The organism is Neosynechococcus sphagnicola sy1, from assembly GCF_000775285.1.
GTDB lineage: Bacteria > Cyanobacteriota > Cyanobacteriia > Neosynechococcales > Neosynechococcaceae > Neosynechococcus > Neosynechococcus sphagnicola.
Map to the genome: position 1 here is coordinate 79,406 of NZ_JJML01000016.1, position 12,831 is coordinate 92,236.

A 12,831-nucleotide genomic window follows, 5' to 3' on the forward strand; every position below is an offset into this window, starting at 1 on the left:
TGACTGAACTGTGAATAATTTAACTATAGACGTCAGATATAGCAATGGTGTGCTAAGAATGTGTCATTTTTCATTCGCTCTGAATCGACAGCATCCGATAGTAAGCTCCTTTTTCTTGCCAGAGATCTGAATGAGTTCCCTGTTCAACAACCTTACCTTTCTCCATCACAAGGATGTGGTCACAGTCTCGAATAGTACTGAGTCGGTGGGCGATGAATATACAGGTTAGTCCCCTGGATTGTAAGCTGAGCATCACCTGTTCCTCCGCCTCAGTATCCAGCGCACTCGTTGCCTCATCAAAGATACAAATCGTAGGGTTCCTGACCAGAGAACGGGCAATCTCAAGCCGCTGACGTTCTCCGCCACTCAGGTTCATTCCCCCCTCCAGCAGGTAGGATTGGTAGCCCACTGGTAAAGTCATAATTTTTAGGTGAATATTAGCATCCACCGCCGCCTGCACAAGATCCAGATCAGAAATCGTTTTGTCCCATAATGTAATATTTTCTTGAACCGTTCCAGAAAAAATGACACTACCCTGGGAAACATAGCCAATCGATTGATTCAAAACGGCACGGGAGATGGTCTTTTTAGGAATATCATCAAGTAAGATTTCACCCTGCCAGGGCTGGTAAACGCCAAGTAGTAGTTTTGCGATTGTACTCTTGCCAGAACCTGACCCGCCTACAATCGCAAGTCGTTGCCCAGGTTCAATTGATAGATTAAAGTTTTCGATAAATGGCTGATCAATCGGACTGTAGCCAAAGAAAATATTTTTAAGAGAGACTTTACCCTCTAATTTGAGTCCTCGAAATTCAACCTGTTCAGTTGAGTTGGGGGTAGGAGAGGCAAACTGAAAAAAATCTTGATCTTTAGAAACTGTGTTATCCAGCACATCGTCAAGACGAGCAATGTCACCAAATATTTCTTGTAAAATACTACCCATTCCGACCAGACGTAGAATTGGTTCAAGAAATAGTTGCATCAAGGCTTGAAAGGCAACCAGCATACCCAGGCTCATCTCACCTTTCATGACCTGTAGGCCACCTACAATAATCAAGGTCATATTGGTCAGAGAATTGAGAGTTGACGGTAAAATACCGAGAATTTGTGTGGGGACTGCTAGCTCCTGTTGAGAGTTAATAGCTTTTGAGTACAGACCTGCCCAGCGGTTAAAAAAGTAAGTTTCAAGCCCAGAACCCTTGATTGTTTCGATCGCTTGTAGTCCACTAATTGTGGTGGCCATCGCCTGCCCCATCTCTAAACCCAGGCGTAAGTTTGTATCCCTTCTTTGCCGAGCAAACCAGTGCAGGCCAAGTGCATTGATCCCAGCCAGCAATAATGCAATTAATGTTAATGGTATACTGTAAGTTAGCATTATGATGCCATAAACTGACATCATAACAATGTCAATCAAGGTTTTACTTAGTTCACCAGAGAGAAGTTGAGCAACAGCATTATTAAGCATGAACCGACTACCGATTTCTCCGGGCGATCGCTGATCATAAAAACTGGTTTGTAAGCAAAGAATATGTTCTATAAACTCAGCCGAGAAAATTATTGACAGACGATTTTGTAGTCTACGCAGTCCCTGATACTGCCAAAAATAAAGCAACAGTTGTAGCAAGGCAATAGCAGTAATAAAACTCAGTAGAGGTCTGAGCCAGTCCAGTCGATTTTCAATCAAAACATTTTCTATAAAGGTTTTGGAAAAAATTGCTATTGCCAGACCAGGAATAGTCAATAAAAAACCAGCAACTACTAAATAAATGAGTTCAAGCTTTGAATTACTTTTAATAAAGCGTCTAACTAAACTGGGAAAAATTTTAGGGGGCTGGCCTCTGGTGCGAAAATTTGTATCCGGTTTAAAGGTTAAAACAATACCTGTAAAGGAGCGATCGTACTCATCCAGGCTAATCCGACGTCGTCCAACTGCGGGATCATTAATGTAAACGAATTGGGCTTCAAACCCTTCTAAGACGACAAAGTGATTGAATTCCCAAAAAGCAATAAAGGGAGGCGAAAGCTTTTGAGTAGATTCAAGCTCAAGCCGATAGCCTGCAGCTTTGAGTCCATATTTTTCTGCTGCTTTGACAATATTGGATGCTTTACTACCATTTCGAGATACACCGCAAACCTGACGCAGTTCTGCCAGAGGAACATAACAATGATAAAAGCCTAAAATGATGGCTAGAGCAGCAGCACCGCATTCTACTGCTTCCATTTGTAAGATAGTAGGAGTTGAAACACGCTGAGGAATATTTTTCATTATGTAATAACAGGCTGATAAAAAGAAAAGATAGTCATGACTTTTAGAGTAATCAATAAATTAATAAAGTCCAGTCCATTTACGAAGAATAGGCAATACATAGGTGATTGGAGGATTTTCCTCAAGCGTGACATAACCCGTAGCAATTGACCCAGAAGTAATTTTAAAGTTAGGGCCTTTTGATGCAGTCCAAATATAGCCACTTGGGGTTTTAGGATCGGCTTCTAACCGAATAATAGCTTCAATTTTCCGTCCCTTTTCTGTCAAAGCTTCAGCAATGGTCTTATCACCAGTATATTCTTGAGCTGACTGTTCACTAACAGGATAGGGAGTCACAGATAAGACCCGTCCATTAATCCCTCCATGTTCTTCCCGCTTAACTGTATCAGGAGTTACGGATACCTTCATACCTGGAACAACCTTTTTGCCATCTCCAGGTGTGAAATACATCAGGGCTGTTAAGGGAACGGACGGGGATCTGTTGAGCTGAATCTGACCAGCGGGAGTCCCAAGCTGAACAATCTGTCCCTCTGAGACAAGCATATCCAGGATAATACCTGAGTAGGGACTGATAATTTGGCTACGTTGCCGCAGGGTCAATTCGAGTAGAGAAATTTCACCCTTAACAGATTCAATTTTTAGTTTACGCTCTTCATTCCGGGTTTGATCCTGTAAATTAACATTGATAAATTGGCTGTCCAACTCGTTGATTTGAGCACCCAGTTCAGCAATTCGATCAATAGTATTTTGATATTCCTCCTTTGCCGTAGTAATTTCCACATCAACTTTCTCAATATCAGACTGTATTTGGCTCAAAGTGTTTTCAGATCTAATCGCCTCTTCCTTAATTTCAATAAATGAGGATTCTGAAATCGCCCCCTCTTTAACCAAAGGTTCTGTTCGAGAAACTTTGGTTTCTTGGAGATCTACTAAAGCTTTCATTCGATTCAGTTGGCTGTTCAAACCCTGGTATTGCACTTTTAATGATTTAAGCTTTGTATTCCTAATGAAGCTTGCCCTCTCCTGGAGCGATTTGATTTCAGCCTTGATAGTCTGCTTTTTAATTAAGATAGCCCTTTGAGTGAGATCTTTGGATTCACTTTCTAAACCAGCTAATGCGTCTTGTTGGTCTCTCAGCTGCTTTAGCTCTCTATTTTTGTTTCTCAGTTGTAGCTTTAAATCTGGTTGATCAATCAAGCCTAATACCTGACCAGCCTGAACCTGATCACCTTCCTGAACCAGTATCTGGTCAATCCGTCCTTCACCGGGAGCGACAAAGTTACTCAGTTCTAGTGGCTTGCCGGGAGCTTCACGAGGACGTAGTAAAATGCCTTGCCCTTGAACGGTCACAGGAATTTTTCCGAAAATACTCCAGAGCAAAATTGCAAATACAATTGTACCTAAAACAGATAAAGCAAACCAGGGAGTTAAGCTGCGGACAGAAAGTCTTTGGCGAAATATTTCTGATGATGAAATATTTTCTAATGCCTTCGCTCGAAAGGTAAGCTTTGCTTGATTTGTTTCGCTCAATGATTTCGAGGACAGTTGCTTCTGACTCATGAAATTACCTAGCAGGGGGACAAAGGCGATTGGGAGCCTGATATAGCCAGAGATACAGCAGCACGATAAGTTAAAAAAATATAGGTCAGAAATAGTAAGCCCGAGCTATCCTATCAAAATGATAGCTAAACAATATCAGAAAATTCTGGACAATGAACTGCACCAGGCAATCTATCTACTCCTAGTGCTTGTCGTTGGAAGCCTACAACTCGTCAAACAGGTCAAGCTAGAACGCTTAGCTCAATCGCTGCCGTTACCCATTTTATTTCGCCAGTTCAAATCTGAAGTACATCAGTGTCTAATGTAACGGCATTGATCGCCTCAGATGTTTTTTTTACTAAACAAGCTAATATAAATTTTGATGTCTTATCCACATATTTGATTATAATTTAGTTGTAATTATCACCGATAATTACAACGCTTTACCAATGTCCTATCTCTATTTTAAGATTGGCGATCTCTGGACGCTCCTCTATCCATATTCGCCCTGAAATCCTTCCTCGTATAGATCAGCTTGTAGATGCTTTCATGACTGAGTCATTTCCTGCCTTTCATTTTTGTTCGACCTGATATTTTTCCCGGACTGTGATACGCTGCCAACCCTTATTGTATCTCTTCTAAACAGTTCGCTTAAATTTCTTTAGCCTTTGGCTTTGCTGCTCGTCTTCGTTGCTCAGCCTTGGCTTTGGCTGTGTCTGGCAAATAACTCCCATCCTGAAATTGATTGCGTTTAATCTTCCGTGAAAGACTACTTTGAAAGCGATTGATTCTCTTCGCAATTTCTCTCAGCGATAGATGCGTCGTTGTCCGTAACTGGTATAGATAAAATATAGATCAAACCATTCGAGAATTGTAAGATGTATGTAGCTGATTGGGCTGTCCCAATGTTGTACTAAACATCAGACTATTCCTATGAGCCCCTCCTGGAAAGATCTCTAGGGGATGAACTTCGCGCTTGAATGGGCGTTTGAAGTTGCGATCGCTCAACTGGTGAAAAGCGACCAAGATCGTCATAATCTCGCTGTTACACAGTCCGCGTTCTCGCTGTCGTTGCATCGCTCCACTACTCAACAAATGCTGTTGCCATTGCAGTTCAAACTGCTGGCAGATATCATCGACGTGACTAAATATGGCTTCTAGACTAAATATAGGGCGGTGGAGGTATGAAGATTTTTTGGTACTTCCAGCCTATCTGTTCCGCCCTTTTCTTATCCCGAACTCACGTTTGATATGGTCTGGAAGTGTGATCCTGCGAAGCCCTAACAGCGCTGTAGTGATTTGTTACTGGAAAACGGTAATGAGAGAACTGTCCTGATGGGATTGGCAGTGTAAAAATGAAGCCAGGGAGCCACCCCGGTTTTTTCACCCGATAGAATTTGCTAAGGTGAAAGACTACCTCCCCTTCCAGGGGCTTTCCGAGGCATAGCGAGTGGTTTCCTGGCTGCTATCGAGCTAGATGCGGTCTTTGCCTCTAGGAATGGAACGGGAGGAGTTCGCCATGACACTCACGGTAAAGGCTTGTGTTGGACCTTTCTCTCGAAAATCTGTGGAATCAAGTACTGGAGAGGCTTCAGCTACAACTGAGTCGCCCGACCTTTGAAACCTGGATCAAAACAGCAGTTGTAGAGCGGCTAGAGGAGGGTTGTCTGGTGATACAGACCCCCAATCCCTTTGCCCGTAATTGGCTCCAAAAGTACTACATCAAAACCATTGGCGAGGTGGTGCAGGATGTCCTAGGGTATCCAGTTGATATTCACATCACCATCGCCAATGGGGGCGAGGATCAAACCTTGGGAGATCCGGAACTTCTGTGGCCCATCCCCCCAGTGTCTGCTACTCCCGAACCGACCCAGACCAATCGCCCCCGTCAAGCTGACTTGAACCCTAAGTATGTTTTTTCTCGGTTTGTGGTCGGTTCGAACAACCGCATGGCCCACGCCGCTTGTTTGGCGGTGGCAGAATCCCCCGGACGGGAGTTTAACCCCCTGTTTTTGTGTGGAGGCGTTGGACTTGGCAAAACCCACCTGATGCAAGCGATTGGTCACTATCGTTTAGAAATTCATCCTGATGCTCGGATTTTCTATGTCTCTACCGAGCAATTCACCAATGATTTGATCGCGGCCATCCGCAAAGACAGTATGCAAAGTTTTCGAGAGCACTACCGAGCTGTCGATGTGCTCCTCGTTGACGATATCCAGTTTATTGAAGGCAAGGAATATACCCAGGAAGAATTCTTCCACACTTTTAATACGCTCCACGAAGCAGGCAAACAAGTCGTTCTGGCCTCAGATCGACCTCCCAGCCAGATTCCCCGCCTGCAAGAACGTCTGTGTTCGCGGTTTTCTATGGGCTTAATTGCTGATATCCAACCACCGGATTTAGAAACCCGAATGGCAATTCTGCAAAAGAAAGCCGAATACGAGAACATGCGACTGCCCCGCACCGTGATTGAGTACATCGCATCTAGCTACACCTCAAACATTCGAGAACTTGAGGGAGCCTTGATCCGAGCGGTGGCTTATATTTCAATTTCCGGCCTCCCCATGACCGTTGATAACATTTCGCCAGTCCTGAATCCAGCTTCCGAAAAGGTGGAAGCATTGCCCGAAACTGTAATGGCAGCGATCGCAGACACCTTTGGCATCACTCTTGAAGAGCTGAAAGGACACTCCCGACGCCGGGAGATCAGCCTAGCCCGACAAATTGGCATGTATATGATGCGACACCATACAGACTTGAGTCTGCCCAAGATTGGAGAGGAATTTGGAGGTAAGGATCATACGACCGTTCTCTATAGTTGCGAAAAGATCGCCCAACTCAAAGACAATGATCCCACCATTGCCCAAACCCTCCGCCAATTGGGCGATCGCATCAACCTAGCTAGCCGCGCCCAAAGCCGCAATTAAGTTTATTGAGGCAAATGACTCTTGAGGATTCAAGATAGTACAAATTTTTATATCTTTTTCCTGTAAATTTTTCCAAAGAACAGATGAACCTGTGGAAAACCTCGTCTTTTCTGTGGAAATTTCTGTGGATCGTCTGTGGAAAACTCTGCCATGAGCGGGGAAAACTTATCCAAGTAAAAATACCCTGTGGAAAAATAGGGTATTTTTTCCACAGGTTTTCCACAGGTCAAAAGTAACTCAAGCCCTGATGGAAGCTGGTCTTTAAAATTTTTTCCACAGTTTCCACAGCCCCTACTACTACTATTTTAAAAAAGATCTAGATCCGGAACCGTTTAAAGCCAGCGTTAGATTGATTCCAACTGGATTGTTGTGAATCAGGAGTGTTAGGATGCTCCAACAAAGATTTAGCTGGAGAAGCAGGCATTCGCAAGTTACTCCGGTCTGCTACGAGATTCCTATGAAATTCGTCTGCACTCAAAACGATCTGAATACGCACCTCTCTCTTGTCAGTCGTGCGGTGCCGTCACGGCCCTCCCATCCGGTATTGGCCAATGTCCGAGTCGTGGCAGACGAAGAGACTCAGCGGGTGGGGTTTACCGCCTTTGATCTGAGTCTAGGAATGCATACGAGCTTTGTTGCGGAAGTCGAGATGGGGGGCAGTCTAACTTTGCCCGCCAAGTTGCTGAACGATATTGTGTCTCGCTTACCTGGTGATACCGTCACCCTGGATGCTGCTGCAGGTGAAACGCTAGTAACGCTGCAATCTGGTTCCGGTAGCTACCAGGTCAGGGGTATGGGAGCCGAAGAATTTCCAGAACTGCCTGTCATTACGGGGCAGGAAGCCACCCATTTGCCCGTTGATGCGCTGCTGGAGGGACTCCATGGCTCTTTATTTGCTGCTAGTACAGACGAAACCAAACAAATCTTGACAGGGGTGCACCTGCTGTTACAACCCGATTATTTAGAATTTGCTGCCACAGATGGCCATCGATTAGCAGTGGTGCAAACTCAGGGTGCAGAGGATGAAACGGAGTCCAATCTGGAAACGGGACTGGAGGTCACTGTTCCTGCCCGAGCCTTGCGGGAACTGGAGCGTCTTTTGGGGGTGCGTCACTCTCTGGAGCCTCTGTCCCTCTTGATTGATCAAGGTCAAGTGGTCTTTGAATGGGGGGAACAGCGCCTCACTAGTCGTACCTTGGAAGGTCAATATCCTGCCTATCGGCAATTGATTCCCCGTCAGTTTGTGCGTCAGATAACGGTGGATCGCCGCCTGCTCCTTGGGGCACTGGAACGGATTGCTGTACTGGCGGATCAGAAAAATAGCATCGTTAAGTTCACGATTGATAGTGTGCTGCAGCAACTGAAGCTCTCTGCGGATGCTCAAGACGTGGGCAGTGGCTTGGAGTCTATCCCAGCCCAAGTGTCTGGAGAGAACCTGGAAATTGCCTTTAATGTCAAGTACTTAACGGATGGCTTGAAGACCTTCACAACGGCTGATATGCAAATTCAGCTCAATACAGCGACCAGCCCAGTGGTACTCACACCCCTGGGCGGTCTAAAACTGACTTATCTTGTGATGCCGGTTCAGATTCGCCCCTAATGGACAGACAGGTTGGGCTTGAGGGGAAAGCTACCAGTTGCGAAAGTCAGCAAAGCCCCCACCATCCCGCCAACCGCCATTTCCCCAGCTACCGCCATTGCGGAACGCCCCACCGCCGTTGTTGCGAAAGGCAGCACCGCCACCACCACTATTGCGGAACGCTGCACCTCCACCGCCCACAGCAACCCCACGTCCCCCTCCATTTCCCCAAGCAGCTCTGGCTAGTTTGATCTCTTCTGGGGACGGTTGCGGTAATGTTGCTGAAGATGTAGTTTCTAAGAGCGTCTCTCTTTGTCTTAAGGTTGCGGTAATTTCTGCCATCCGAGCTTCAATGGTGGGTGGCTGAGGGTTTTCAATCGATGAGTTGACACGAGCCATGGCTTCCGGCGATGTCAATGCTGATAGGGCTAGCAAGAGACCAACGAAGCCCGTAGTTGTATTGATGTCCATTTGTATCTTTCCTGCAATCTGCAATCAACGATTTATCGAACGTAGCCTGAAAAATATGATTTTCCGATCAAAAAGCGCTGATTCGATTGATGCGCTATCCCAATTATTGACCTGATAGCCCAGAGTAACATTCTGTAGCAGGCGCGAATGTCCAGCCCTGACTTCAAAGAGGATACTCTGCTTACCCATGTCAACATCCGAGACGTGGGTACAAGATTTCTCTATTTCCCGTCATCTTGTAAGATTTCAGGGACAGGCTAACCCTTAGTCCCGAGATATAAACGATAACGCCCTTGTTTTTTTACAAGAGTTAATAATATTCTCAGGGTGAATTTCCCACAGAGTACCGAAACCACCCTCAAAGTCCCGGAAAAAATATACAATTCTTAATAAATAAACCTGAGTTGACCAAAACGTTTTAATCTAAAAACTGAGTTGATTAACCTTAAGCAATTTTGATGAATTCTTTCCGGGTGTCTTCCTACTCAGCGCAGAGGGAAGCGGGACTGGAGGGGATAACTGGGTCGCACTCCAGGTTTAACACAGTGATCGTCTAAAAGGGAGCCTTTGAAATCCAATGAGTGTTAAGGCAAGTGGTGGAAGCTCAGTTGCGCGTCCGCAACTTTATCAAACGGTGCCAGTGGCTACGATCTCTCAAGCGGAACAACAAGACCGTTTCCTTGAGCGAGGAGAGCTAAGTGAGTTAACAGTCTATTTTAATTCGGGTGCGAAGCGGCTGGAGATTGCCCAAATTCTGACCCAAAGCTCTGAGATCATTGTGTCCCGAGCTGCGAATCGGATCTTTGTGGGTGGTTCGCCCATGGCTTTCCTGGAGAAGCCCAAAGAGGCACCTGTGATGACGATGGCAGGTGTTCCGCCTATGGATACCAAGGAATCCATGAAGTTAGGAACTACCAGCTATATTGAGACCAGTGGCGGTATCCTGGAAGGGATCCGATCGCTGTTCAGTGCTACAGGCGGCGGCCCCATTCCCCCAGGATTTCGTCCGATCAACGTCGCTCGCTATGGTCCCAGCAATATGCAGAAGTCCCTACGGGACTTGAGCTGGTTTTTACGCTACATCACCTATGCGATTGTTGCTGGCGACCCAAACATTATCACGGTGAATGTCCGGGGGTTGCGGGAAATTATTGAACAAGCCTGTTCTGGTGTCGCGACCATTGTTGCTCTGCAAGAGATGCGGGCTGCGGCTCTGGGTTACTTCCGTCAAGATGGGGAAGCCGCGGCGATCGTTGCTCAATATTTTGATGTCCTGCTAACTGAATTTAAGGCTCCCACGCCCTCCAGTAAAGTGCGTCAGCGTCCTTCCGGGGATCAGCAAGGTCTGCAACTGCCCCAAATTTACTTCAGCTCGGCTGAGCGTCGACCGAAGTTTGTGATGAAACCAGGTCTTTCTTCGACAGAGAAGAATGATGTGGTTAAGGCTGCCTACCGCCAGGTATTTGAGCGAGATATTACCCGTGCCTATAGTTTGCGGATTTCGGATCTGGAATCTAAGGTGAAGGGGGGCGAAATTTCCGTAAAGGAATTTGTCCGTCGGTTGGGTAAGTCTCCCCTCTATCGCAAAAATTTCTATGAGCCCTATATCAATAGTCGGGCACTAGAACTGGCTTTCCGTCACTTTCTGGGGCGCGCTCCCAGTTCTCGAGAAGAAGTTCAGAAGTACTTTTCCCTGATCTCCCAGGGAGGGCTGGCAGCCCTTGTGGATGCCCTAGTGGACTCAGTGGAATACAGTGATTACTTTGGAGAGGAAACGGTTCCCTACCTGCGGGGCTTAGGGCAGGAAGCTCAGGAATGCCGTAATTGGGGTCCTCAATTTGATTTGTTTAACTACAGTGCCCCCTTTCGGAAGGTACCGCAGTTCATCACCCTGTTTGCGGCCTATGAGCAAGCCTTGCCCGATCAGCATCCCTACGGATCTGGAAATGACCCACTGGAAATCCAGTTTGGAGCTATCTTCCCCAAAGAAACCCGAAATCCCAGTGCCAGTCCGGCTCCTTTTGGCAAAGATACCCGTCGAGTTCTGATCAACCGGGGGCCTGGAATTAATAACCAGTTGAGTAACCCTGCCGCTCGTGGGGTAGCACCAGGTTCTCTGGGACCTAAGGTGTTCAAATTAGATCAATTGCCTAGTTTTACAGGTTTGGGCGGAAAACGCGGTAACCCAACTCAGGGCATCAGCGTTAAGTTCTCGGAGAGTTCTACCCAGGCGGTGATCAAGGCTGCCTATCTCCAGGTCTTCGGGCGGGATGTCTACGACGGCCAACGCCTGAAGGTGGACGAAATTAAGTTGGAGAATGGTGAGATTACGGTACGGGAATTTATCCGCCGATTGGCGAAGTCCAATCTTTTCCGTTCCCTCTATTGGACGCCGCTGTATGTCTGTAAGGCTGTCGAGTATATCCATCGCCGCTTATTGGGTCGCCCTACCTACGGGCGTCAAGAAAACAATGCCTACTTTGATATCTGTGCCAAGAAAGGCTTCTATGCCCTGATCGATGCCATTCTGGATACGGTGGAGTACAGCGAAAGCTTTGGCGAAGACACGGTTCCCTACGAGCGGTATTTAACCCCCGCAGGTTTGGCGCTGCGATCGCTGCGGTTGGGCAGCATTGGTGAAACAGGGGCACGTATTGACAAGGAAGAATCTCCTCGTTACGTGGAATTAGGTGCGGTGAAGGAAGAGAGGACAGAACCCGATGTCCACTTCCGGATGAACCAGGGTGTTCCCAAGCAGCGAGTTCAGTCTAAGGTCTTCAAGCTGACAGGTCTGGTGGATAAGCCTAACCTGAAGCTAGTGATCGGAGCCGCCTATCGTCAAATCTTTGAGCGAGAAATGGCTCCCTATGTGATCCTGAACGAATTTAGTGCCCTGGAGAGCAAATTAGGAAATAACGAGATTAACCTCAAGGAGTTTATTGAAGCCCTAGGTTGTTCCAGTCTCTACATTAATCAGTTCTACGCCCCCTATCCCAATACCAAGGTGATTGAGTTAGGGACTAAGCACTTCTTGGGACGGGCTCCCTTGGATCAAGCAGAGATTCGCAAGTATAACCAAATCCTAGCCTCCCAAGGAATTCGGGGCTTTGTCAGTGCCATGGTCAACAGCGCTGAGTATGCCCAGACCTTTGGAGAAGACACGGTTCCTTACAACCGATTCCCCACCTTGCCAGCCGCCAACTTCCCCAATACCCAGCGGCTCTACAACAAGCTCAAGCGGCAGGACAAGGAATTAGTGGTTCCCAGTTTTGCCACGGTGAAGCCTCGTTTAGAAGGTGCCATGCTACCGCTGATGGGGATGGCGATCGCGGATCAGGCTGCCAACTCTCAACCCCAGTTGGTTGAATTGGGTCGTTCCAGCCACAATCAGAATGATCTGTCTGGGGAACTGGGTACTCCTCGTACCCGTCCGGTGCGCATCTTCCGGATGAATTCGGGCATGGCGGCAGCCGAAACCGAGTTACTGTTAATCGCCCTCTACTCCCAGGTGATGGATCTGTTTAGTGATCAGGTTCCAGAACAGTTCCGGAATCGTGATCTAGAAGCCAAGCTCCGTAGCGGGGAAATCTCGGTACGTGAGTTTGTCCGCACACTGGCTAGTTCTGAAATCTACTGCCAGCGCTTCTATACCCCGTATCCCAGTAACAAGGTGGTGGAATTCCTCTGCCGTCATCTCCTGGGTCGGTCACCGGCCACCTCAACAGAGATGCGTCAGTACCATCAACTGTTAACGGATGGCGGACTGCGATCTGCGGTGGATGCAATGATCGATAGCCCTGAATATGCCCGTTATTTTGGAGAAGATGTAGTGCCTTACAAGCGCTTTCCGACTCTCCTCGCGGGTACCACCCTGGGCACTGTAAAAGCAGATACGGACTTGGTGCCGGTCTCATAATCTGAGCTTTCCCCTGCTGCTTTGACTGAGCTGTTACCTTAGCACCTCGGCATCAGCCCTGGATGACCTATGGCTTTGAAGGATGGCCCCTCTGATCAAAAAACAGAGGGGCTTTCTGCTGCTTGGGGAAAGG

At 47.1% G+C, this 12,831-nt stretch carries 6 protein-coding genes and 1 pseudogene; 3 read left to right on the top strand and 4 right to left on the bottom strand.

What is annotated here, in order from left to right:
• Nucleotides 1-70: 70 nt before the first annotated feature.
• From DO97_RS07580 to DO97_RS30925, 3 genes and pseudogenes are all read right to left on the bottom strand, one after another.
• Nucleotides 71-2,266 (bottom strand): NHLP family bacteriocin export ABC transporter peptidase/permease/ATPase subunit, encoded by a 2,196-nt coding sequence (locus DO97_RS07580; RefSeq protein ID WP_036532205.1) that lies wholly within the window; start codon nt 2,264-2,266, stop codon nt 71-73.
• 60 nt (nt 2,267-2,326) lie between these two features.
• Nucleotides 2,327-3,826 (bottom strand): NHLP bacteriocin system secretion protein, encoded by a 1,500-nt coding sequence (locus tag DO97_RS07585; protein ID WP_036532207.1) that lies wholly within the window; start codon nt 3,824-3,826, stop codon nt 2,327-2,329.
• A 921-nt stretch (nt 3,827-4,747) separates the two neighbouring features.
• A pseudogene (locus tag DO97_RS30925) lies at nt 4,748-4,975 on the bottom strand (IS982 family transposase); the annotation flags it as partial.
• Nucleotides 4,976-5,349: 374 nt separating this feature from the next.
• On the opposite strand from DO97_RS30925, the gene dnaA reads away from it, so the two are divergent.
• A complete protein-coding gene (gene dnaA / locus DO97_RS07600; RefSeq protein ID WP_036532369.1) occupies nt 5,350-6,732 on the top strand; it encodes a chromosomal replication initiator protein DnaA in 1,383 nt (460 codons plus the stop codon).
• 457 nt (nt 6,733-7,189) lie between these two features.
• Nucleotides 7,190-8,332 (top strand): DNA polymerase III subunit beta, encoded by a 1,143-nt coding sequence (dnaN, locus tag DO97_RS07605; RefSeq protein WP_036532210.1) that lies wholly within the window; start codon nt 7,190-7,192, stop codon nt 8,330-8,332.
• Nucleotides 8,333-8,362: 30 nt separating this feature from the next.
• Here dnaN and grrA read toward each other — a convergent pair whose 3' ends face one another.
• Nucleotides 8,363-8,782 carry a GrrA/OscA1 family cyclophane-containing rSAM-modified RiPP gene (gene grrA / locus DO97_RS22085; protein ID WP_072016394.1) on the bottom strand — a complete coding sequence of 140 codons (420 nt, stop codon included), beginning with the start codon at nt 8,780-8,782 and terminating at the stop codon, nt 8,363-8,365.
• A gap of 577 nt (nt 8,783-9,359) precedes the next feature.
• Here grrA and DO97_RS07615 point away from each other — a divergent pair.
• Entirely contained in the window at nt 9,360-12,698 is a 3,339-nt protein-coding gene (locus DO97_RS07615) for a phycobilisome rod-core linker polypeptide (protein ID WP_036532370.1), read from the top strand.
• The last annotated feature ends 133 nt before the right edge of the window (nt 12,699-12,831 follow it).